Below are 22,807 nucleotides of genomic sequence, written 5' to 3'. Positions count from 1 at the left end.
GCCTTTGCACAATTGCATCTGGATTCGGCTTTGTTTTTACACATAGCCCTTCCTTTCGAACCCATGAAATTGAATTTCTACTCTTACTATACTAAACAAATTTAGCTTTGAACGCTAGTATTATTCATACAAAACGCTCAAAGCTGTCATATTAAAACATGATTCAATTTAGAAGAAGAATCGTTGAATATCATTCCATGTTACTACGACCATTAAGATCATGAGCAACACAATTCCAACGAAATGAACCATTCCTTCTTTTTGACGATCAATTGGTTTTCCGCGCAATGCTTCAAATAAGAAGAACAGCAAGCGTCCACCATCAAGTGCTGGTAATGGGAGTAAGTTCATAATTCCCAAGTTAATACTTAACATCGCTGCCCAGTATAAAACATTATATAAACCAAATGTTACAACGGTTTCAGTCGCTTTATAAATCCCAACTGGACCCGAAAGTGCATCAATTGAGAACTGACCAGTTACTAACTTACCTACAAGTTTACCAATCAATACAGTCCCGTTATATGTTTCCTTGGCACCGTAGGCAACCGCTTTTAACGGGTTCGATTCTATTGGACGCATAACACCGATTTGACCATATTTGGTACCATCATTTTGTTCAACGCTATTAGGTGTTACTTCAACTGTCGTTAACGCACCATCACGCTCTACTTCAAAGTCAATTGGTTTTGCTGGGTTATCTTGAATTTTAATCGATAAATCTTCCCAGTTCTTGATAGAAACGCCATCGATTTTCACGATTTTATCGCCATCTTGTAAACCAGCTGAACTTGCTGGTGAATCTTCCTGCACTTTCGAAATAATTGGATCATTTGAAGGAACCCCTTGCACTAACCCGATAATCAAGAAAATGAAGAAAGCTAAAATAAAGTTAAATAATGGACCTGCGAAAATCGCCATCGCACGTGCGCCAACTGATTTCGAGTTAAATTGACGGTCCAGTGGTGCGATTAATTGTTCCGTCCCATTTTCAACAATTGTCGCTGTACGTGACACATTATAACGAACGAGTTTTTCTTCTTCGTCATATCCTTCAATCCAAAGGTCACGCTCTAAATCTGCACGTTCAACTTCTAAAAAAATCACATTTTGATATTGTGCTTTTTGATTTAGCACAATTTTTTCAACAATATTCTCTTCATTTGTTACAAGTGCTACGCGGTAACCGGGCTGTAACTCTACTGAATCAGCATCCTCACCAGCCATACGAACGTAACCACCGATTGGTAAAAGACGTAACGTATAAATTGTTTCACCTTTCGTCATACCAAAAATTTTTGGCCCCATCCCAATTGCAAATTCACGTACCATAATGCCCGCACGTTTTGCAAAGATAAAGTGACCTAGCTCATGGAAAAATACAAGTGAGCCAAAGATTGCGATAAAGGCAATAACTGTTTGCATAATCTCCCACCTTCACATGAGTAAACAAAGCAAAGATTACTCACTATCTCTTATATTTCACTATTTTACCATGCTCGCAACGGTTTTTCTCGTTTCGCCATCTACATGTAAAATCGTTTGCAAATCTGGTACCAAGATATTGTTATGACTATTCATAATGCGTTCAATACATTCTTCAATTTGTAAAAATGTTATTTTTTCTTGTAAGAAAAGTGCAACGGCCGCTTCATTTGCAGCATTCATTGCCGTCAAGATTGTACCACCCATACGTCCTGCATCATATGCAAACTTCAGTGCACGGAAACGATCGAAATCGACTTCTTTAAAATGAAGTTGTCCAATTTGTGCTAAATTTAAACGTTGCCCATTTTTAAGTGGCAAACGATCTGGATAGCTAAGTGCATATTGAATCGGAACGCGCATATCTGGTGTACCAAGCTGTGCGATGACACCTGTATCTTCGTATTCAACCATTGAGTGAATAATGCTTTCACGATGTAATAATACATCGATATTGTCATACGGCATATCAAATAAGACATGTGCCTCGATTACTTCTAGCCCTTTATTCATCATCGTTGCTGAGTCAATTGTAATTTTAGCCCCCATCGACCAGTTCGGGTGATTCAATGCATCTTTAACCGTCACACCCTGTAATTCATCACGCGTTTTATCACGGAAAGATCCACCAGAAGCTGTTAAAATAATGCGTTCAATTCGCTTTTTATTTTCCCCATTCATCGATTGGAAAATTGCTGAATGTTCACTATCAACTGGTAAAATCGGTGCGTTATATTTTTTTGCTTCGGCCATTACTAGGTGACCAGCCGTTACTAATGTTTCTTTATTGGCAATGGCAATTGTTTTGCCCATGCGAATTGCGGCTAATGTTGACTCTAACCCAACACTACCGAGTACTGCATTAATTAATACCTTCGAATCTGGATGTGTTGCAACGTCCACTAATCCTTTTGCGCCATATGTAAAAGAAATATGCGGATAGTCTTTTTGTAAAACACGTGCCGCTTCTTCTGTTTGCATCGATACTAATTCAGGCTGTAACTTTTCAATAATTTCGCGCGATTTTTCAATATTTTGCCCTGCTGAAAATGCCACTAAACGAAACTCTTCTGGGTGTGCAAGTAAAATATCAAATGTTTGCCACCCAATAGACCCAGTCGCACCTAATAAACTAATTTTCTTCACAACAATACTTCCCCTCTTTTATTTACATTAAAAAACACATTTCACACTGAATCGAGTAAAATGGTGTCTTTTCTTAAGTGAATTTCATGAAAAAATAGCTTTTATCATCCACCAAAGAAATGTAAAAAATGCAGTAATGGGACAACAAATAATAAACTGTCAAAGCGGTCTAAAATCCCACCATGTCCAGGCAAAATATTACCTGAATCTTTTACGCCATAATGACGCTTGATCGCTGACTCAACTAAATCACCCATTTGGCCAACAATCGATGCAACAATCGTCACAAGAATTAGTTGTACCCAACCCTGTGCAAACGGATAAATGAGTTGCATAGCAATGGCAAATAGTACGGCAATGACAATCCCACCGACAAATCCTTCCACCGTCTTTTTAGGTGAAATTTCTGGCCATAGCTTATGTTTCCCGAATTTACGTCCAACAAAATAGGCCCCTGAGTCCGTCGTCCAAACAACTAATAACACAAAGATAACAAACTCAACACCGATAAAGCGTGTTTCAATGAAATAGTGGAAACCTAGCCCCACATAAAATGCACTTAATAAAATAAAGCCGACCTCATCAAACGTCATTTTATTTTTTACAAGTACAATATAAATTAATAATAATGCAGCAATGCCGTAAACAATCATTAATTTCGATTCATATTGAAATAGCTCTAACATTTTCGCCGACCATTCATCTGGAATAACTAAGATAAGTAGCGCTAGCGTACCCAAAATACCTGGCACTGAAAAAATCGAAAGGCCCTTCATTTTAAGTATTTCATAAAAACCAATAATAGCTAATACTGAAATAACCACTGCAAATGGAGCGCCTCCGTATATAACAAATGGAATAAATAACGCCGCAGCTATTACTCCAGTAATAATGCGTTGCTTCACTTTGTTTCTTCCCCTTTCAACCCACCATAACGACGGTTACGATTTTGATACACGCTAATCGCCTCTTTTAAACAAACTTCATCAAAATCTGGCCAATGCGTATCTGTGAACCAAAACTCCGTATATGCGAGCTGCCACAACATGAAATTACTAATACGTACTTCCCCGCTTGTTCGAATTAACAAATCGGGTTCAGGTAAGTGAGCCGTCATCACATACTGTGAAAGATGTTGCTCATTAATTTCATCAATTGCTAATTTCCCAGCTTCAACTTCTTTCATTAGTTGCTGCATTGCCATCACAATTTCCGCACGTCCACCGTAATTCATGGCAAAATTTAAAATTAACCCCGTATTTTCCTTCGTTTTTTCCATCGCATGTTTCAAAGCTCTTTGCGTATACTCTGGTAATGTTTCCATTAAACCAATCATTTCAATTTTAATATTACGCTCCATTAGCTCCGGTAAAAATGAATTTAAAAATTGCTCTGGCAAACGCATTAAAAATTCAACTTCTGCTTTAGGACGCTTCCAATTTTCTGTAGAAAATGCATAAAGCGTTAATACCTTTACCCCTAAATCATCTGCACAACGCGTAATTTTACGTATCGTTTTCATACCTTCGTGATGTCCTGCTACACGAGGCATAGAACGTTTTTTCGCCCAACGACCGTTCCCGTCCATGATTATTGCAATATGGGTAGGGATTTCTTCACCTTTAACTAAGTCCACACTTTCGTTAACTGTTTGTTGCTCTTTATTTGTTTTTCTTTTTAAAAGTTTTTTAAACATAGTTAATTCCCCCAACTGCACAAATCGGACTATTTTCTAATTCATCATATCAAAAAAGGGTAGTCCTGTCCTTGATTAATTCATGAACTTCTTGATAGACAACGTGTTTAGAATAATTTGTTACTAATATATATGTACTTTGTTTAGAAAGTAGTTTTATTTATATTTAATTAAAAAACATAGTTACCGCCAAAATAGCGCGAATTGATGTCATTTCTTATTTGAATTCCCTCGAAAAGCTATACTTTCTTATTCACTAAAAAAAACGTCCTTACTAGCAGGACGTCTGAATCCATTTAAAGTTCGCTTACAAGTAGAAAAAGATTTCGCGCTATTTTTTATTGATAGCGCGAAAACAATCTGTATTCAAGAAATTATACTGTTAAAATTTCTTTTTCTTTTTCTTTTACTAACTCATCTATTTTTACGATTGAGCTATCAGTAATTTTTTGGATGTCTTCACCAAAGCCGCGTAATTCGTCTTCTGTGATTTCACCATTTTTCTCTGATTTTTTTAGATCATCGTTAGCATCACGACGCACGTTACGGATTGCAACTTTTGCTTCTTCTGCTTCTTTTTTCACTTGTTTTACTAAGTCTTTACGACGCTCTTCTGTTAAAGCAGGAATTGCTAAACGGATTACATTACCATCATTTGTTGGTGTAATACCGATATCAGAACGCATAATTGCTTTTTCAATTTCACCTAAAACTGATTTATCGTAAGGTGTAATTACTAAAAGGCGTGCTTCTGGTACTGCTACACCACCAAGTTGGTTAATTGGTGTTGGTGCACCATAGTAGTCTACTTGAATACGGTCTAATAATGATGCATTAGCAACTCCCGCACGAATTGATGCTAATTCACGTGAGAACGCACCAATTGATTTTGTCATTTTTTCTTGAGCATGATCTAATACTTGTTTCGTCATTATGCATCTCTCCTAACAACTGTTCCAATTTTTTCGCCCATAACGGCACGTTTAATGTTACCAGCTTCTGATAAATTGAACACAACTAGCTTAATATCATTATCCATACATAATGTTGAAGCCGTTGAATCCATTACTTGTAAACCTTGTTGAATAACGTCTAAGTACGTAAGTGTGTCGTACTTAACAGCTGTTGCATCTAGTTTAGGGTCTGCAGAATAAACACCGTCAACATTGTTTTTTGCCATTAAAATTGCATCGGCATTAATTTCTGCTGCGCGTAATGCTGCTGTTGTATCTGTTGAGAAGTAAGGATTACCTGTTCCTGCTGCAAAGATCACAACACGCGATTTTTCTAAATGACGAACTGCTTTACGGCGAATATAAGGTTCTGCCACTTGTGTCATCACGATTGATGATTGAACACGTGTTGGAACACCTAGATTTTCAAGTGAATCTTGAAGCGCTAGTGCATTCATAACTGTACCTAACATCCCCATATAGTCCGCATTGGCACGTTCCATTCCCATTTCAGCACCAATTTTACCACGCCAAATATTACCGCCACCAACTACTAAAGCGACTTCTACGCCTAAATCGATTACGTCTTTAATTTCACCTGCGATTGATTTGATCATTTCAGGTGAAAAGCCAAAGCCTAAATCTCCTGCTAATGCTTCACCACTTAGTTTAATTACTACTCGTTTGTATTGTGACACACTCATAGTAAACCTCCGTTACTCATTTATTTAAAAGGAAATACTATACATCAATTTCCATATGTACACTATTCCACTCACACCCATTATAACGCACTTTCTTTAAAATGAATTTCAAAGAAAGTACCGTTCTGTAAAAATAGGGAACACGCAAATGGTGCTCCCTACTCTTTTTACTCAAATTTATAATTTAAGTGATAATTTAATTAGTTACCTTTTACTTGACTCATAACTTCTTCAGCGAAGTTATCTTCACGTTTTTCGATACCTTCACCAACAGCGTAACGTGCGAAGCCAGTTACTTTACCGCCAGTTGATTCTACGAAAGTGCGTACTTTTTGGTCAGAGTTTTTAACGAAAGTTTGGTCTAATAGACAAACGTCTTCGAAGAATTTACCAAGACGACCTTCTACCATTTTCGCTACGATATTTTCAGGTTTACCTTCATTTAACGCTTGCTCAGTTAATACTTTGCGTTCGTGTTCTACTGCTTCTGCAGAAACTTCATCACGAGAAACGTAAGTTGGGTTAATAGCAGCGATGTGCATAGCTACATCTTTAGCAGCTGCAGCATCAGTAGAACCTTCAAGAACTACTAATACACCAATACGGCCGCCCATGTGTAAGTAAGCACCAAATGCATCTGCATCTGTTTTTGTTTTAATTTCAAAACGACGTAATGAGATTTTTTCTCCAATTGTCGCGATTGCAGTTGAGATGTAATCAGCAACTTTAACATCACCAATTGTAGTTTCTAAAGCAGCTTCTACTGATTCTGGTTTAGTAGCTAAAAGGTGTGCAGCTAATTCTTCAACTAATACTACGAATTTGTCATTTTTTGCAACGAAATCTGTTTCAGCGTTTACTTCTAAAAGGATTGCTTCGTTACCGTTTTCTAAAATGTAAGTTGTACCTTCAGCAGCGATACGGTCTGATTTTTTGTTAGCAGCAGCTAAACCTTTTTCACGTAAGAAATCGATAGCAGCTTCTAAATTACCTTCAGTTTGTACTAACGCTTTTTTACAGTCCATCATACCTGCGCCAGTTTTTTCACGTAATTCTTTTACTAATTGTGCAGAAATGTTTGCCATGTGAGTTTCCTCCTAAGATATATATTAAATTTACTTTTACTCTACATACTTTAAGTGAATTTGAACGATTTTTCAACGATTCATTGATTTCATTAAAGTTTTCTCAAAAAAAGGTGATAAGGGTATTATCCACTTATCACCTTTTCTAGATGTGAATTACTCAGCAGACTCTGCTACTGGAGCTTCTTCTTCACCTTGTTTAGCTTCTAATAAAGCGTCAGCCATTTTAGCAGTTAATAATTTAACAGCACGGATAGCATCATCATTTGCAGGGATTACGTAATCAATTTCATCTGGATCACAGTTAGTGTCTACGATACCAACTAGAGGGATGTTTAATTTGATTGCTTCTGCAACAGCGATACGCTCTTTACGAGGGTCTACTACGAACATTACGTCCGGAATGCCTTTCATATCGCGGATACCGCCTAAGAATTTCACTAAACGTTCGTGTTCTTTTTTAAGTTGGATAACTTCTTTTTTAGGAAGTACAGCGAAAGTGCCATCTTCTTCCATTTTTTCGATATCTTTCATACGTTTAACACGTTTTTGAATCGTACCGAAGTTAGTTAACGTACCACCTAACCAACGTTGGTTGATGTAGTAGTTACCTGAACGTTCTGCTTCATCTTTGATCGCTTCTTGTGCTTGTTTTTTCGTACCAACGAATAAAACTTTACCACCGTCTTGACCAACTTGACGCATGAAATCGTATGCTTCTTCTAATTTTTTAACCGTTTTTTGTAAATCGATAATATAGATACCGTTACGTTCAACGAAGATATATTTCTTCATTTTTGGGTTCCAACGGCGAGTTTGGTGACCGAAATGTACACCAGCTTCAAGTAATTGTTTCATTGAAATTACTGACATGAGTGTTTCCTCCTAATATGTTTGGTTTTTTTCCTCCGTATTCCTCACCTGCAACAAGCTACCCACAGCATGTGAGCACCACTTACTACATCAGAATACGTGTGATTTGGTTTAACACCAGTTGTTAATATAGCATACTCAAGTGGCAAGTGCAACTACTTTACGCATGAAACTTAATGAGTAATTCTATTTCAGTTTTACCACGTTGCATGAGCTTTGCAATCTCCTCAATGCTGTTTCCTTCTTTATAAAGAGCTACTACTTGTTGCTCGTATGTTTGCTCTTTTTTCACGGGTTGTGGATTTTCTTTAATCGATAAAAGTTCCGCTTGTACTTCTTCCATCTCTTGATCCATAGCCACATGCGCTTTTTGTTTCGTATATGCACTTGCAGCATGCTTCACTGGTACATAGACATGAGGTGTTTCGACTTCTTGAGATTCCTCAACATTAACTGGTTCAGAAAATGACATAGGTTGACTATTTTCATTCACAGAATCAGCCAATTTTTCAATAGGTAATGCTTCATAGCGTGAGGTTTTAGGAACCGATACATTTGATTTTTTTAATTCATCAATTAAGCGATCATTTTCTTCTTTCATTTCTAATAAATAAACACTAATTGTATTGTCCATTTCTTCAATGAGTTGATTTTGACGAAGTTCTAAATCCTTAAACTTCGAAATTTTGCTATTTAAGATTACGATAATAAATATCATAATAAGTTGAATTAGAAATAAAGTAATTATTAATGCTGTTATCATTATTTCTCCTAGCCGCTAAAATCGAAAAAATTCCCTTTAAAAGGATGTTGTGCTTTTTGTTCTAGCTGTTGCTTATTTTTCTTCTGTTTTTGGTCTGAATCGTGGTCGGAGCCTGAACGCTTTTCGTCCTCATCCTCACTAATCGCATTCAATTCTTCTGACTCGTTCACAGCAAATTGCTTTCGTTCAATTTCACGCTTTAATGCTTCATTCGCATGTAATTGTTGATTGATCGTATTTTGTTGATGCTGATCCGCAATTTTTCCAGCATCAAATGTTTTCGGGATTGCTATTTGTAATTCTACTCCCTTTAAACTCACATAAATCTCTCCTTACGCATTAATCATTTCAGAAGATAATAATTTACGTAATTTAAATAACGCCTTTGAATGAATTTGTGAAATTCGTGAAGTTGATAATTCCAACATCTCACCGATTTCTGTCAGCGTCATTTCTTCTGTATAAAATAAACTAATGACAAGCTGTTCTTTTTCATTAAGTTTTTGAATATTTTCTGCTAAATCTCCTAAAAGCTCGGAATGTACCATGTGTTGTTCTGGTGTTTTCGTTTGATCATCACGAATCACAAAAGCTTTACCTTCACTGTCTTCTTGATCCAATTGTTCGTTAATTGATAGTACATTTGAAAAGAAATGCTCATGAAATGTTTGGTAAATCTCTTCAACTGGTAAATTCATATGTTCTGCTAATTCTTCAGGCGTGGCATGGCGCATTAACTTTTGTTCTAGACTTTCAATTTGAGCATCGAGCTTTTTCGCCTTCTCTCGTGCAGAACGTGGCAACCAATCTTCTTTTCTTAGTCCATCAATAATCGCACCACGGACACGAAACGATGCGTATGTATCAAATTTCAAATCTCGATTAATATCAAATTTATTTAGCGCATCAAATAATCCCATCATCCCAAGACTAACTAAATCGTCTCGTGAAACATTTTTAGGTAATCCAACGGCAATACGCTGAACATGATACGAAACGAGTGGCTTATATTTTTTTATTAATATATCACCTGCATCTGGATCTTTTTCATTTATCCAACGATTCCATAGTGATTGTTCATCTAATTGTCCTTGTTCAGTCACTCGTATCCACCTCTCTTCGAAATGTAAGCATAATTATTATTCATTATACCAAAAAGACCACAAATATACATGTGACTGAAGAATGAGACACAACATATACATATCTTTTTTTCATAAAAAAAAAGAGTCGAAAGATACGACTCTTTTATCTAGAAACCGCTTCGTCTTGTCCGTGTAACATCGTACGAACTACTTTTGCAATTTCTTCCGTATTATCCTCTTCAAATTCAACAGTTGAACGTTCATTTTGTGGCACAAACTGATTTTGATTTTCACTCATTGCTTCCATATTGATTTGTTCATCTTCTATTTCAGAATACACAAATGCTTCCGGTGTATAAAATACATACCCCATGAAATATCGAATAACATACATTGCAACATAACCTACAGCAGCGAATACTAACGCTATCCCAATTGTTGGCCATGGCATTGCATATGGGTCTTGAATTGCCCAAATAAAGTATACAGCGAATGAAAACAATGCTGCCCAAAAGTTATAAAAAATTGAACCATTCATCAAATTTCACTCACTCCTTGATTAACTGTTCGGATATTCAACATATTTGTATCCGGATTAAATTCAATGGTACGACCACTATTTCCACCTGTATCTTCCGCAACAATTGGAATACTTAATTTTTTTAATTGTGCTTTTACAGCTTCCACATTTCTTGGTCCGATACGCATTGAATCCTTATGTGACGTAAATTGGAACATTTGTGCACCACCAGCGATTTTTGCCTTTAGTTTAAAGCTTTGAGCGCCTTCACGTTTCAATAAATCAACAAGTGAACTAACACCTGTATCTGCAAATTTTGCAACATTCACCATTTCTGTTCTACCTAAACTTGAATCTGGCAACATCACATGGACCATACCAGCAATCTTTTTCGATTCATCATAAATGACAACACCTACACACGATCCCAATCCTGAAGTACGGATTGTTTTCGGCACCCTTACTACATCCATTTGAGCAATCCCTACTTTAACTACTTCATTTAGATTAGAGAGTATCATGTAGTTGGTACTCCTAATGCTTTAAAAATAGCTTCAAACGAATCTGGATCTGGTAGTAAAAAGAAATGGCCTCGTACTTCTTCATTGTCAGAAATGGCGTCTTCATAAATGGATGTATTAATTACAATTACAGTATCACTCACTTGTGATAATTCGATTAAACCAATGCTAATGATTGCCCCAAACATATCAACACTCAAGCCTGGTACAGTTGGAAAAATTTTAAGACCTGTAAAATCCGATAACGCAGATAAATACGATCCCGATAAAATATTTCCCATTTCCTGCATTGCTGATAAACCTAATTCAGAAACAGTATCTGGTGAATAGAAATCAAATGATTCATCACGAATTAAACGTCGAATAAAACGATTGGCTTGTTCCACTGGTAATACGAAAAACATACTACCCTCCGTGTCACCTTCAATGCGTAAAAATATTCCGACTACAACATTTTCTGAACCACCAGCTAGTTCCATCATGTCATTAAATGAAACCATTTCAACATTTGGTACGCGCATATCAATTTTCTTTTGTAATAAATCTGATAATGCCGTTGCAGCATGTGCAGCCCCAATGTTACCGATTTCCTTTAAGACATCTAAATGGAGCGAAGTGATATTGTCACTAAAGTTCATTTGTGATCCCTACTTTAATAGATTCTAGGCAAGACGCACTTGCCTAGAAAATTATTGTTAATCTAGTGGATTCAACACTTTATCTAAGTGAAGTAAAATTAATAAACGGTTTTCCAATTTCGCCACACCTGCAATAAATTCCTCTTCTAAAGAACCTACTACTTCTGGTTGTTGCTCAATTGAATCCGCATCAATATCTAATACATCATTTGCTGAATCTACGACAAATCCAACTTCCATTGTTTCAAGCGCAATAATAATGATACGCGTTGTATCTTCATTACCTGAAATCGGTAAATTGAATCGTTCACGTAAGTCAATTACAGGCGTTACAACACCACGTAAATTGATTACTCCTTTTACATAACGTACTGTTTTTGGTACACGTGTAATATGCATTAATTTTTCAATACCCTTTACGTGCGAAACTGGAATTGCATATTCTTTATCTGCTAATTGGAATACGATAACTTTCAGATTTTTTTGCTCTAAAGCGTTCGTCATAATTTACACCTCTTATCCTATTTACTTCAACAGTGCGTTACAGTCTACAATTAACGCCACTTTACCGTTGCCTAAAATTGTTGCACCTGAAATAGCGAAAATATTTGTTAAATAATTACCTAAAGATTTCAATACAATTTCTTGCTGACCAATAAATGAGTCAACAACTAAGCCTGCTAGTTTATCGCCTTTACGAACGATGACTACTGAATAGAATCCATCGTCATTTTTCTCTTGACGTGGCACTTCAAAGATTTCTTCTAGGAATACAAGTGGAACAACTTTGCCACGGAAATCAATTACTTTTTGATTATGAGCATTTAAAATATCTGAATTACGGATAATCGATGTTTCAATAATTGATGATAGTGGAATCGCATAAATTTCACTTTCAATTTCAACTAACATGACAGAAATAATCGATAATGTTAATGGTAATTGAATGGAGAATACAGAACCCACATCTTGTGTAGATTCAATTGAAATATTCCCACCTAATGATTCAATTGTTGTTTTAACAACATCTAAACCTACACCACGGCCTGATACGTCCGAAATGACATCTGCAGTTGAGAAACCAGATGCTAAAATCAGTTCGTTGATTTGTTTATCTGTCATTGTTAATGATTGTTCTTGCGTTACAACACCTTTTGAAAGAGCTTTTGCAAGTACTTTATCACGGTTAATGCCCGCACCATCATCTTCAATTTCGATAAATACATAGTTTCCACTGTGGTATGCACGAAGCTCAACAGTACCTTCTTCAGGCTTCCCTTTTGTACGACGCACTTCAGGGCTTTCGATACCATGGTCAACTGAGTTACGAATTAAGTGAACAAGTGGATCACCGATTTCGTCGATAACTGTACGATCAAGTTCTGTTTCCGCACCGACAATATTAAGCGTAATCTGCTTATTTAAATCACGAGATAATTGACGTACCATTTTCGGGAAGCGGTTGAATACTGTTTCAACTGGAACCATTCGCATTGTTAATACAATGTTTTGTAATTCACCCATCGTGCGGCTCATACGTTCAACTGTATCATCTAGCTCTCCATGTTTTATGTCTGCTGCAATCGAAAGTAAGCGTCCACGGTCAATTGCAAGTTCTTCAAATAAGTTCATTAAAATATCAAGACGTTCAATATTTACACGAATTGTTTTACTTGTTGCATGATTCGCTTTACCGTTACCGTTTCCATTGCTAGTTGATGCAGCTTTTGGTGTTTGTACTGGCGTTGCCTCATTTGAAACTGTTGCAGTTGTTTGTGGTACTTCTTGTTCTTGTTTAACACCTGAAGCAGCTAAAAATACATCTTGATTAATTTCATTTACTACTACTAAATCAACTTCTGAAACTTTCATTAGCATTTTTTGTAAATCTTCTGCGCATTCTTTAGAAATATAAGCAACATGGAATTCATTATCAAATTGTTCTTCTTCTAACTTATCAACTGTTGGTGAAGATTTAATAACATCCCCATTTTTCTCTAAGATTTCAAATACCATATATACTCGTGCTGCTTTTAATAAGCAATCATCACGTAAAGTAATTGAAATTTCATACGCATTAAATTCTTGTTCAGATGACTGTAGTAAAACTGTTTTTTCAAAATCATCATACATTAATTTAAAATCAACTTGTTCAGCAGTAGTAGCCACCGTTTCTTGTGTTGCTAATGTAACAACTTGTTTAGCTGGGGTTGTTTCTCCAGACTCAATGCGTTTTAGTTGTTCAACTGTTGACTGTACGTTACGTTTTCCGTCTCCGCCGTCTGCAATGTCATATACCATTGCTTCTAAGTGATCAACTGATTCAAATACAACATCAAAAATTTCTGCTGTAACTTTAATTTTTTCGTTACGAATCGCATCTAACACGTTTTCCATCTTATGTGTTAAATCCGCTAAATCTTCAAACCCCATCGTTGCAGACATACCTTTAAGTGTATGTGCAGATCGGAAAATTTCACCAACAATCGTTAAATCTTCAGGATTTTTTTCTAATTCTAATAAGTGTTCACTACATGCTTGTAAATGTTCTTTACTTTCTTCAATGAACATTTCTAAATATTGATTTAATTCCATTTAGAAGGCACCCCTTTTTAAGGCATATATTTCATAATCGTTTGTGCGATATCGTCAACATCTGCCATTTCATCTACAAGCTGCGTTTCCACGGCAGCTTTTGGCATTCCATAAACAATACATGTTTCTGCTGACTCAGCAATTGCAATGACATTTCCTGTTTTCTTTAAAGCGATTAATCCTTTTGAACCATCATAGCCCATTCCCGTCATAATAACGGCAACTTTATCAAAATCCGAATACTGACTAACATCTTCGAACATGACATCAACTGATGGTCGATGTCCAGAACGAGGAGGTTCGGTTTGATCTAATACAACAGCATAACTAGAGCCTACTTTTCGTAGTTTCAGATGATAGCCACCTGGCGCTATATAAGCGGTACCCTTTTGTAATATATCGCCCTGTTCTGCTTCTTTTACATGAATTTCACTTAATTGATCTAATCTGGTAGCGAGAGACTTTGTAAATCCTGCTGGCATATGTTGAACAATTAAAATGGGTGCATCCACAGTAGACGGAATTTTTGTAATCACTTCTTGTAACGCTCTAGGACCACCCGTTGAAGTACCAATTAAAATGATCTTTTTAGAAGCTTTATTCCAATCTACTTTTTTTGTTAGATTTTCCATTGTTGAAACAGTTTTTTTAGTGATTGCTGTCACTGCAACAGGTGCAACTGGTTTTACTAAATCTTTTGTAAATGTTGATGATTTAGCAAATGTTTTTTTTAACTTAACAATCGGAATCTTTGCTGCTTCTTCAACTTTACGTACCAACTCATCTTGAATTTTATGTAAATCTAAAGAAATTGTACCACCTGGTTTAGCAACAAAATCAACTGCTCCATATTCCATGGCCGTTAAAGTATTATCAGCATTTTGCTGCGTCGTACTTGAAAGCATGACGACCGGCACAGGACAAACTTGCATAATTTCTTTTAACGCGTCAAGACCATTCATTTCTGGCATTTCAACATCCATTGTCACTACATCTGGATTTAACTGTTGAATTTTTTTTATTGCATCTTTTCCGTTACGTGCTGACCCAACCACTTCAACTTGTAAATGGTCTGCAAAAAAATCACTTATTAATTTCCGCATAAATGCAGAATCATCAACAACTAATAACTTACTCTTCTTCGTGTTGTCCATTTACTCACGCCCTTTCGAAAAGATCGTTTTTAATTTTGATAGAAACTTATTCGTAGGCACTTCCACATGAATTTCTTCAGTTAGTTGATTTAAAAAGCGCTCCACAATTTTGTTTAATGTTTTTGTAATGGGCGCATCTGGATAAAGCGTAGAAAATAAAGCTTGCTGACGTACAGCTTTTCGAACAACCCCGTCTTCAGGGAGTGAACCTAAAACGATAACATCTTTTTCTAAAAATCGTTCCATAACCATTTTCAGTCGTTTCGTTGTATCTAGTCCTTCTTCAACGGTAAATGCACGATTACAAAGTAAATAAAATGTTTTATCCCCATCTTTTAAATGAATGTATTTCATCATTGAATAGGCATCCATAATTGATGTAGGTTCGGCGGTTGAAATCACAATGATTTCGTCTACAGAAGTTAATAAATCTAAAGACCAATCTGCAATTCCGGCACCCATATCAAACAACACAAAATCATAGTTCTTTTGAAGTGTTTCTAAGGCAAGTATTAAACGACCAAAAGTAGCACCTGACCATTCCATTAACGAGGACATTCCTGAACCACCTGAAATATAATTGACGCCTCCAGGTGCTTCGAACATAACATCCTCTAATGCTAAATTACCATCTAAATAATCTTTCAAACTATATTTCGCGGATTTTCCAATTAAAATATGAACATTTCCCATACCAATATCCATATCTAATATAACCACTTTCTTACCTGATTTTGCCAAAAGTGTAGCGAAGTTGGTCGTAAAGTTACTTTTGCCTACGCCACCTTTTCCACTCACTACCGCAATTGATCTCCCTAGTGTTTCTTGACTTTCCAACATCTTTAGTCGAAGTTTTTCAGCTTGATCTTTCATCTAAATTCTCCTTGAAGAAAAGCTCTAATAAACTCTCTATACTTGGTTGTTCAATATCTTCTGGTACTTCTTGACCATTAGTATAGTAAGCGAGTCCTTTCTTATATTTAATCATTAAATTAAACATAGTGCCAATAGAATTTGTCTCATCGAGCTTTGTAAAGATGAATTTTTCAATTTTTAATTCCTTAAATTGTTCAATAATGGATTCTAAGTCTTTTTGCTTAGCTGTCAAAGCTAACACTAAATAGGATTCTACGTCTTCATTAAAGTTAATTAATGCTTGTAAATCTTCAACATATTTTGCTTCTTTATAGTTACGTCCAGCTGTATCAATAAAAATTAAATCTAAATATGAAAGCTTTTTAATCGCCTCTTCATAGTCTTTAGCACTATATACAATTTCTACGGGTGCTTGTAATAGTGCGGCGTATGTTTTTAATTGCTCAATCGCTGCAATACGATACGTATCTGTCGTAATGAAGCCAATTTTCTTTTTCTTTTCGAGTACAGACCTAGCCGCCATTTTTGCAATAGTCGTTGTTTTACCAACACCTGTAGGACCAAGTACATTAATATACTTTTTTTCATACGACAAACCATCGATTGGTAAATCTTTTAATTGGTTTTTTAAATAATTTTTTGCAACTTTTTGCATATCTGTCCAATGTAGTGGATGCCCACCATTTTTAAAATGCACAAAAAGCTCATCACTAATTGCTGTGACAAGCTCCTCGCCAAGTTCCTGCTGTTTTAAAGAATCGACAAATGGTAAGAGTTCATCTGGATATAGAGATTGTGTCGACATACGTTGCATTGCTTGCATCATTGATTTTAAATCTGCAATTTCTTTTACTAAAGTATCCGATTGATCAGCCTGCGGAACCATTACTGGTTCAACAGATTGATACATTGGCTGATTTTGAAATTTCACTGGTTCTTTATTGATTGTTTTAGTAATAGATGAAATGTCTTGTAAAGATGGTAATGAAGGCTTTTTCTCCACTCGCTCATACCCTGCTACAACTTCATAGCTCTTGTTTTTAACTAATCCTAAAAACTTTTTGGTGATAACGACCTTTGAATTTAGAATAACGGCATCATCACCTAAGTCAGCACGAATAAGTTTCATCGCTTCAGCTATAGAAGGTGCATTGTATTTTTTCATCTTCATTCAACATTCACCACCCCTACACTTTGAATTTCTACCGCTGCATCCAATTCGTTATACGAAAGAATTGGAACTTGAGGGAAATAACGCTCCGTTAATTGTCTTAAATACAGACGCACACCTGGTGAGCATAAGATAATTGGAGATTGTTCCATATAAGAAACGCGTTCTACTTCTTTTGCAATCGCTTCTAATACGAATTGTGATTCTTGTGGATCCATTGCTAAATAGTTACCATGATCGGTTTGTTGAATACTATCTGCAATCATTTTTTCTATTTTAGCAGAAACTGTAATAACCTTCAGCGTTGACTGTCCACCAACAAATTGTGATGTAATTTGACGCGCTAATGCTTGGCGTACATATTCTGTTAAAATATCGGTATCACTTGTCAATTTCGCATAGTCAGCCAAAGTTTCAAATATAATCGGTAAGTTACGTACTGATACATTTTCACGTAATAACCTCGACAATACTTTTTGAACTTCACCAATAGATAATGGAGTTGGAATTAAATCGTCTACTAAAATCGCATGTGTTTCGCGTAAGTGATCGATTAATTGCTTTGTTTCTTGACGACCTAATAACTCATGCGCATTTGCACGAATAATTTCTGTTAAATGCGTTGAAACTACACTTGGTGGATCCACTACTGTATAGCCATACATTTCGGCATCTTCTTTTACTTGCTCTGTAATCCATTTCGCTGGTAAACCAAATGACGGCTCAATTGTATCGATTCCTTCAATTGAATCATCATCTCCAGGACTCATTGCTAAATAATGATCGAGTAATAATTCACCACGGGCCATCTCATTGCCCTTAACTTTAATACGATACTCATTCGGCTGAAGTTGGATATTATCACGGATACGCACGATTGGAATGACAATCCCAAGTTCAAGCGCTAACTGACGACGAATCATAACGACTCGGTCTAGAAGGTCACCGCCTTGTGCAGCGTCTACTAAAGGAATCAGTCCATACCCAAATTCAAATTCAATTGGGTCAACATTTAATAAGTTAATAACATTTTCTGGACTCTTCATTGTATCCGAAGCCACTTCTTCCTCGATTTCCATAATTTCTTCTGGTGTCTCGTCTTTTTTACGATCCATCAAGAACGCACCCAAGATTAAAGCACCCCCAATAGGGACTGTAATCCATAATGGAATTGGTGTGAATAAACCCAGCAGGAGAATTGTCCCACCAGCGACATATAATAATTTCGATTGTGCGAATAACTGATCTGTAATATCCGAGCCTAAGTTACCTTTCGATGCAGCACGTGTTACAACGATACCAGTCGCAGTTGAAATTAAAAGTGCTGGAATTTGTGATACAAGACCATCACCGACTGTTAAAATTGAATATTGTGATGCTGCTTCTGCAAAGCCTAAATCCATTTGTAACATCCCGATAATCATCCCAAATAAAAGGTTGATTCCGACCATGATAATAGAGGCAATAGCATCCCCTTTTACGAATTTTGTCGCACCGTCCATCGCTCCGTAGAAATCTGCTTCTCCAGATACTTTTTCACGACGTTCGCGTGCTTCTTTTTCCGAAATGACCCCTGCGTTTAAATCAGCATCAATACTCATTTGCTTACCAGGCATCGCATCTAATGTGAAACGTGCAGCTACCTCAGCAACACGCTCTGAACCTTTTGTAATTACGATAAATTGAATAATTACAAGTAATAAGAAGATTACTAAACCTACTAAAATATTCCCACCTGTTACGAAATTACCAAACGTTTCAACTACATCACCTGCATCACCTTCTGCTAAAATTGCACGAGTCGTAGATACAGAGATGGATAAACGGAAAAGTGTTAGTAATAAAATGATGGTTGGGAAAATTGAGAAGTCTAATGCTTCCTTCATATTCATTGCAGTTAATAAAACTAATAATGCCAATGTAATATTAATGATAATTAAAAAACTCAGTAACCAATGTGGCAGAGGGATAATGAGCATCGCTACAACCATAATTACTGCAGCTAAAACCCCTAAATCGCGTATTTGCATTGATGTCCCTCCTGCTTTTCTACGTTAAATTTTGCGTTTGATACGATATACATACGCAAGAACTTCTGCAACTGCCTTGAAAAATTCTTCTGGAACCGCTTGTCCGACTTCCACTTGATCATACATTGCGCGAGCGAGTGGCCTGTTTTCAACCATAATGACGTCATGCTCTTTCGCAATCATTTTTATTTTTTGCGCAACAAAATCCGTCCCTTTTGCGACTACTTTCGGTGCGTCCATTTGATTTTCATCATATTTAAGTGCTATTGCAAAATGGGTTGGGTTCGTGATGACAACATCTGCTGACGGAATTTCTTGCATCATTCTTCGCATTGCCATTTCACGTTGACGTTGTTTAATTTTTGATTTAATCAACGGGTCACCTTCAGCATTTTTATATTCATCTTTAATATCTTGCTTTGACATTTTCAATTGTTTTTCATATTCAAATCGTTCATATAAATAATCGAATAATGCAATAACAACTAACATAAAGGAAGCCGCTATTCCCATAATCGCTGAAAGTTTTGCGACGGTTGCTAATATTTCTGCTGGACTATGTATGGCTAAAGCTAAAACATCTTCTAAATATATAATAATAACCATTGTCGTAACTGCTCCAATTAATGTTACTTTTAATAATGATTTTATTAAATTCACAATGGCACGTACGGAAATAATTTTTTTAACCCCTTTAATAGGGTCCATTTTTTTTAAATCAAACTTTAATGTTTCTGTTGTAAAGAGTAAGCCAAACTGAAAAAAGTTAGCTCCAATACCTGCAATCATCGCGACAACCATTATCGGTAGTGCAATCATTGCCATTTCTTTTATGGATTCAACATACATATCCATCACAGTTTCTGAACTTACCGTTTCAATCAACATATTCCGTTCAAGTGCCTGTAATAAAAATCCTTTTGCGCCATCATACATATACGGTGCAAAGAACATTAGAAAGAAAAAGGTAACTAACAGTAATACACCTGCTGTAACGTCCTGACTTTTTAAAACCTGTCCCTTTTTCCTAGCATCTTGACGCTTTTTCGGTGTCGCTTTTTCGGTTTTTTCACCTGCGAAAAATTGGATATCTAATTTTACTAATAGCTGCATGCTATTCACCACCTAAAATGACCATTAAGTCACGTAAAGAAAAAATCATCAATTCAATTAATTCCTTCATCACTCCAACTAATACACCCATTGTCACTATTAATACAAGGAAACCAACGGCAATTTTAATTGGAAAACCGATTACGAAAATATTCATTTGCGGAACTGTTTTTCCGGTAATCCCTAACGCTAACGTAACTAAAAATAGTGTTGCAACTATTGGAGCTGACATTTGAAATGCAATGGCAAAAACAGAAACAAATAGTTTAATTATAAATAGAGCGGTGGCTTCATCACCAAAATTCGGGAAAAACTGATCCATCGGTATAAATTGATAGCTGTAATAAATCCCATCTAATATGAGATGGTGTCCATTAATTGCAAGTAATAATAGTAATGCTATAAAATTTAAAAATTGTCCCATTAACGGTGTCTGTGCACCTGTTTGCGGGTCAATAATATTTGCCATGGCAAATCCCATTTGGAAGTCGATAAATCCACCAGCAATTTGCACAGCAGACATAACAATGGTTGCTGCTAACCCTAACATTAAGCCAACAACGACTTCTTTTAAAATCAATAATATATATTCACCATTAATTTCAATTGGGTCCATATCAAATGTGTAATACATCATCCACGCAAGGGCAATGGCTAAAATAATTCGAACTTGTTGGGGAATCGTTTTATAAGAAAACAAAGGGACTGATACGAAGAATGCAGAAACTCGCACCAGAATTAACAATAATATCGAAATATTAGGTAGTAATTCCGTCATCCGCTCACCCAATATATCGGACTAAATTATTTAAAATATCGTGAAAATAATTTGTCATTTTTGAAATCATAAACGGCCCAAAAAATACGATTGACACTAATACTGCTACAATTTTAGGAACAAACGCTAATGTTTGCTCTTGAATTGAAGTGGTAGCCTGAAAAATACTTACTGCCAAACCCACAATTAATGCAACGAGTAATAATGGACCTGAAACTATCAAAACTGTATAAATGGCGGTCTCTGCAATTGAAATGACCATTTCTTGTGTCATTATGTATCATCCCCTAAAAACTTTGAAGTAAAGATTTCATTACTAAATACCAACCATCGACCAGTATGAATAACAAAATTTTGAATGGTAGCGAAATCATTACTGGAGGCAACATCATCATACCCATTGACATCAGTGTACTTGCGACAACCATATCAATTACTAAAAATGGGATGAAGATCATGAAGCCCATTTGAAATGCTGTTTTAATTTCACTTAAAGCATATGCTGGAACTAAAAGTGTTAATGGAATTTCTTCAATCGTATTTGGATATTCCGACTGATTATATTCTAAAAACAGCTCTAAATCCTTTTGCCTTGTATGTTGTGCCATAAATTCTTTAAAAGGAATTGTTGCGCGCTCATAGGCTTCTTCTAAATTAATTTCCTCGTCGAATAATGGCTGTAATGCTTGCTCGTTTACCTCTGAAAATGTTGGCGCCATAATAAAGAACGTTAAAAATAATGCTAACCCAACAATTACTTGGTTCGGTGGCATTTGGTTTGTCGCAAGCGCTGTACGTGTAAATGACAAAACAATGACAATTCGTGCAAATGACGTCATTAAAATTAGAATACTTGGTGCTAATGATAATACGGTTAACAGGAATAAAAGTGTAACCGATGAGGATACATTCCCCGGATCACTTTCTGAAAAGACGGAAAGAATATCTGTCACTCTTTGTCACGCTCCTGTTCTTTCCAGCGCTCTATTTCATCGCTACGTTCTTGCTTTAATTGACCAATTTTTTCATTAAACATATCATTAAATTTGGTATTATCAGAAATATCCTTAGGCTGATCTTTCTTATTGAATTTCTTAAATAATTCCGCAATATAAGGAGTTGTCATTGCTGTTGATTGGTTACTTTCAATTTGTTTGACTAATTGTTCAACATCTTGTTGTGCATCAATTTCTTTAAGGAGATGAACATCTTCGCCCACACCTACAACATAAATTTTATTACCAATTAATAGTAATTGTACAGACTTTTGCGGTCCTACTGACATCCCTCCGACGTTTTTAATAACGGAGTTTTGTTGATATTTTATGTTTCTTTTATTTAAAAACTTTAAAACGAATAATAATAGACCAATGACGAAAACAAGTGCCAAAAGAATTTTAATGTATTCCCATGGCCCCATACTAACAGATGACGATTCAGAAGATTCTGTATCGTCATCCGAAGTATTTGTATCTTCACATTGATCTGGGCTTTCTATACAATCGCCTATAAATGTATTATTCGATGCAAAAGTTCCATTTGAAATTGGTGCGAACAATATAGACATCCATACTATTCCAACAACTAGCCAAAATCGAAATGATTTTTTTGCTTGCATCAG

25 protein-coding genes are annotated in these 22,807 nt (G+C 36.0%); all 25 read right to left on the bottom strand.

Going from position 1 to position 22,807, the window contains the following annotated elements:
- Positions 1-168: 168 nt before the first annotated feature.
- The gene (gene rseP, locus DCE79_RS04560; protein ID WP_108711934.1) at positions 169-1,425 is read right to left on the bottom strand and encodes an RIP metalloprotease RseP; all 1,257 of its coding nucleotides are present in this window, start codon (positions 1,423-1,425) and stop codon (positions 169-171) included.
- Between the two features lie 60 nt (positions 1,426-1,485).
- Positions 1,486-2,631 carry a 1-deoxy-D-xylulose-5-phosphate reductoisomerase gene (gene dxr / locus DCE79_RS04555; RefSeq protein WP_108711933.1) on the bottom strand — a complete coding sequence of 382 codons (1,146 nt, stop codon included), beginning with the start codon at positions 2,629-2,631 and terminating at the stop codon, positions 1,486-1,488.
- Between the two features lie 104 nt (positions 2,632-2,735).
- Positions 2,736-3,536: a phosphatidate cytidylyltransferase gene (locus DCE79_RS04550; RefSeq protein ID WP_108711932.1), complete on the bottom strand. Its 801-nt coding sequence runs from the start codon at positions 3,534-3,536 to the stop codon at positions 2,736-2,738.
- A complete protein-coding gene (locus tag DCE79_RS04545; RefSeq protein ID WP_108711931.1) occupies positions 3,533-4,327 on the bottom strand; it encodes an undecaprenyl pyrophosphate synthase in 795 nt (264 codons plus the stop codon). The genes DCE79_RS04550 and DCE79_RS04545 overlap by 4 nt, the downstream gene beginning before the upstream one ends.
- Before the next feature lie 374 nt (positions 4,328-4,701).
- The gene (gene frr / locus DCE79_RS04540) at positions 4,702-5,259 is read right to left on the bottom strand and encodes a ribosome recycling factor (protein WP_108711930.1); all 558 of its coding nucleotides are present in this window, start codon (positions 5,257-5,259) and stop codon (positions 4,702-4,704) included.
- Positions 5,259-5,984 (bottom strand): UMP kinase, encoded by a 726-nt coding sequence (gene pyrH / locus DCE79_RS04535; RefSeq protein ID WP_108711929.1) that lies wholly within the window; start codon positions 5,982-5,984, stop codon positions 5,259-5,261. The genes frr and pyrH overlap by 1 nt, the downstream gene beginning before the upstream one ends.
- A 200-nt stretch (positions 5,985-6,184) precedes the next feature.
- Positions 6,185-7,069: a translation elongation factor Ts gene (gene tsf, locus DCE79_RS04530; protein ID WP_108711928.1), complete on the bottom strand. Its 885-nt coding sequence runs from the start codon at positions 7,067-7,069 to the stop codon at positions 6,185-6,187.
- Between the two features lie 156 nt (positions 7,070-7,225).
- Positions 7,226-7,942 (bottom strand): 30S ribosomal protein S2, encoded by a 717-nt coding sequence (rpsB, locus tag DCE79_RS04525; RefSeq protein WP_108711927.1) that lies wholly within the window; start codon positions 7,940-7,942, stop codon positions 7,226-7,228.
- A 160-nt stretch (positions 7,943-8,102) separates the two neighbouring features.
- Entirely contained in the window at positions 8,103-8,705 is a 603-nt protein-coding gene (locus DCE79_RS04520) for a hypothetical protein (RefSeq protein WP_234417333.1), read from the bottom strand.
- A gap of 8 nt (positions 8,706-8,713) precedes the next feature.
- A complete protein-coding gene (locus DCE79_RS04515) occupies positions 8,714-9,025 on the bottom strand; it encodes an RNA polymerase subunit sigma (protein ID WP_108711926.1) in 312 nt (103 codons plus the stop codon).
- Positions 9,026-9,037: 12 nt separating this feature from the next.
- Positions 9,038-9,808 carry a FliA/WhiG family RNA polymerase sigma factor gene (locus DCE79_RS04510; protein ID WP_108711925.1) on the bottom strand — a complete coding sequence of 257 codons (771 nt, stop codon included), beginning with the start codon at positions 9,806-9,808 and terminating at the stop codon, positions 9,038-9,040.
- A 145-nt stretch (positions 9,809-9,953) separates the two neighbouring features.
- The gene (locus tag DCE79_RS04505; RefSeq protein WP_108714421.1) at positions 9,954-10,328 is read right to left on the bottom strand and encodes a DUF456 domain-containing protein; all 375 of its coding nucleotides are present in this window, start codon (positions 10,326-10,328) and stop codon (positions 9,954-9,956) included.
- A complete protein-coding gene (locus tag DCE79_RS04500) occupies positions 10,328-10,831 on the bottom strand; it encodes a chemotaxis protein CheD (protein ID WP_108711924.1) in 504 nt (167 codons plus the stop codon). The genes DCE79_RS04505 and DCE79_RS04500 overlap by 1 nt, the downstream gene beginning before the upstream one ends.
- On the bottom strand, positions 10,828-11,469 hold the full coding sequence (locus DCE79_RS04495; RefSeq protein ID WP_108711923.1) for a chemotaxis protein CheC: 642 nt from the start codon (positions 11,467-11,469) through the stop codon (positions 10,828-10,830). The genes DCE79_RS04500 and DCE79_RS04495 overlap by 4 nt, the downstream gene beginning before the upstream one ends.
- Positions 11,470-11,526: 57 nt before the next feature.
- Positions 11,527-11,973, bottom strand: a complete 447-nt coding sequence (locus DCE79_RS04490) for a chemotaxis protein CheW (RefSeq protein WP_108711922.1) — start codon at positions 11,971-11,973, stop codon at positions 11,527-11,529.
- Between the two features lie 21 nt (positions 11,974-11,994).
- The gene (locus DCE79_RS04485; protein WP_108711921.1) at positions 11,995-14,064 is read right to left on the bottom strand and encodes a chemotaxis protein CheA; all 2,070 of its coding nucleotides are present in this window, start codon (positions 14,062-14,064) and stop codon (positions 11,995-11,997) included.
- A 17-nt stretch (positions 14,065-14,081) separates the two neighbouring features.
- Complete coding sequence (locus DCE79_RS04480) at positions 14,082-15,218, bottom strand: protein-glutamate methylesterase/protein-glutamine glutaminase (RefSeq protein WP_108711920.1); 1,137 nt, start codon at positions 15,216-15,218, stop codon at positions 14,082-14,084.
- Positions 15,219-16,091: a MinD/ParA family protein gene (locus DCE79_RS04475; protein WP_108711919.1), complete on the bottom strand. Its 873-nt coding sequence runs from the start codon at positions 16,089-16,091 to the stop codon at positions 15,219-15,221.
- Entirely contained in the window at positions 16,075-17,265 is a 1,191-nt protein-coding gene (gene flhF / locus DCE79_RS04470; protein WP_108711918.1) for a flagellar biosynthesis GTPase FlhF, read from the bottom strand. The genes DCE79_RS04475 and flhF overlap by 17 nt, the downstream gene beginning before the upstream one ends.
- On the bottom strand, positions 17,262-19,295 hold the full coding sequence (gene flhA, locus DCE79_RS04465; protein ID WP_108711917.1) for a flagellar biosynthesis protein FlhA: 2,034 nt from the start codon (positions 19,293-19,295) through the stop codon (positions 17,262-17,264). Before flhA ends, flhF begins: the two co-directional genes overlap by 4 nt.
- A 24-nt stretch (positions 19,296-19,319) precedes the next feature.
- A complete protein-coding gene (flhB, locus tag DCE79_RS04460; protein ID WP_108711916.1) occupies positions 19,320-20,408 on the bottom strand; it encodes a flagellar biosynthesis protein FlhB in 1,089 nt (362 codons plus the stop codon).
- A 1-nt stretch (position 20,409) separates the two neighbouring features.
- Positions 20,410-21,186 (bottom strand): flagellar biosynthetic protein FliR, encoded by a 777-nt coding sequence (fliR, locus tag DCE79_RS04455; protein ID WP_108711915.1) that lies wholly within the window; start codon positions 21,184-21,186, stop codon positions 20,410-20,412.
- A 4-nt stretch (positions 21,187-21,190) separates the two neighbouring features.
- Positions 21,191-21,460, bottom strand: a complete 270-nt coding sequence (gene fliQ / locus DCE79_RS04450; protein ID WP_108711914.1) for a flagellar biosynthesis protein FliQ — start codon at positions 21,458-21,460, stop codon at positions 21,191-21,193.
- Between the two features lie 13 nt (positions 21,461-21,473).
- Positions 21,474-22,139 carry a flagellar type III secretion system pore protein FliP gene (gene fliP / locus DCE79_RS04445; protein ID WP_108711913.1) on the bottom strand — a complete coding sequence of 222 codons (666 nt, stop codon included), beginning with the start codon at positions 22,137-22,139 and terminating at the stop codon, positions 21,474-21,476.
- Complete coding sequence (locus tag DCE79_RS04440; protein ID WP_108711912.1) at positions 22,136-22,804, bottom strand: flagellar biosynthetic protein FliO; 669 nt, start codon at positions 22,802-22,804, stop codon at positions 22,136-22,138. Before DCE79_RS04440 ends, fliP begins: the two co-directional genes overlap by 4 nt.
- Between the last annotated feature and the right edge of the window lie 3 nt (positions 22,805-22,807).

It is taken from the genome of Lysinibacillus sp. 2017 (assembly GCF_003073375.1).
GTDB lineage: Bacteria > Bacillota > Bacilli > Bacillales_A > Planococcaceae > Solibacillus.
This window is presented reverse-complemented; position numbering and strand designations above follow the sequence as displayed.

Bases quoted from the DNA above. Each gene is read 5' to 3' on its own strand.
- rseP (WP_108711934.1), bottom strand. From the start codon at position 1,425: ATGCAAACAGTTATTGCCTTTATCGCAATCTTTGGCTCACTTGTATTT.
- DCE79_RS04545 (WP_108711931.1), bottom strand. From the start codon at position 4,327: ATGTTTAAAAAACTTTTAAAAAGAAAAACAAATAAAGAGCAACAAACA.
- frr (WP_108711930.1), bottom strand. From the start codon at position 5,259: ATGACGAAACAAGTATTAGATCATGCTCAAGAAAAAATGACAAAATCA.
- pyrH (WP_108711929.1), bottom strand. From the start codon at position 5,984: ATGAGTGTGTCACAATACAAACGAGTAGTAATTAAACTAAGTGGTGAA.
- tsf (WP_108711928.1), bottom strand. From the start codon at position 7,069: ATGGCAAACATTTCTGCACAATTAGTAAAAGAATTACGTGAAAAAACT.
- rpsB (WP_108711927.1), bottom strand. From the start codon at position 7,942: ATGTCAGTAATTTCAATGAAACAATTACTTGAAGCTGGTGTACATTTC.
- DCE79_RS04520 (WP_234417333.1), bottom strand. From the start codon at position 8,705: ATGATAACAGCATTAATAATTACTTTATTTCTAATTCAACTTATTATG.
- DCE79_RS04505 (WP_108714421.1), bottom strand. From the start codon at position 10,328: ATGAATGGTTCAATTTTTTATAACTTTTGGGCAGCATTGTTTTCATTC.
- DCE79_RS04500 (WP_108711924.1), bottom strand. From the start codon at position 10,831: ATGATACTCTCTAATCTAAATGAAGTAGTTAAAGTAGGGATTGCTCAA.
- DCE79_RS04495 (WP_108711923.1), bottom strand. From the start codon at position 11,469: ATGAACTTTAGTGACAATATCACTTCGCTCCATTTAGATGTCTTAAAG.
- DCE79_RS04490 (WP_108711922.1), bottom strand. From the start codon at position 11,973: ATGACGAACGCTTTAGAGCAAAAAAATCTGAAAGTTATCGTATTCCAA.
- DCE79_RS04485 (WP_108711921.1), bottom strand. From the start codon at position 14,064: ATGGAATTAAATCAATATTTAGAAATGTTCATTGAAGAAAGTAAAGAA.
- DCE79_RS04480 (WP_108711920.1), bottom strand. From the start codon at position 15,218: ATGGACAACACGAAGAAGAGTAAGTTATTAGTTGTTGATGATTCTGCA.
- DCE79_RS04475 (WP_108711919.1), bottom strand. From the start codon at position 16,091: ATGAAAGATCAAGCTGAAAAACTTCGACTAAAGATGTTGGAAAGTCAA.
- flhF (WP_108711918.1), bottom strand. From the start codon at position 17,265: ATGAAGATGAAAAAATACAATGCACCTTCTATAGCTGAAGCGATGAAA.
- flhA (WP_108711917.1), bottom strand. From the start codon at position 19,295: ATGCAAATACGCGATTTAGGGGTTTTAGCTGCAGTAATTATGGTTGTA.
- flhB (WP_108711916.1), bottom strand. From the start codon at position 20,408: ATGCAGCTATTAGTAAAATTAGATATCCAATTTTTCGCAGGTGAAAAA.
- fliR (WP_108711915.1), bottom strand. From the start codon at position 21,186: ATGACGGAATTACTACCTAATATTTCGATATTATTGTTAATTCTGGTG.
- fliQ (WP_108711914.1), bottom strand. From the start codon at position 21,460: ATGACACAAGAAATGGTCATTTCAATTGCAGAGACCGCCATTTATACA.
- DCE79_RS04440 (WP_108711912.1), bottom strand. From the start codon at position 22,804: ATGCAAGCAAAAAAATCATTTCGATTTTGGCTAGTTGTTGGAATAGTA.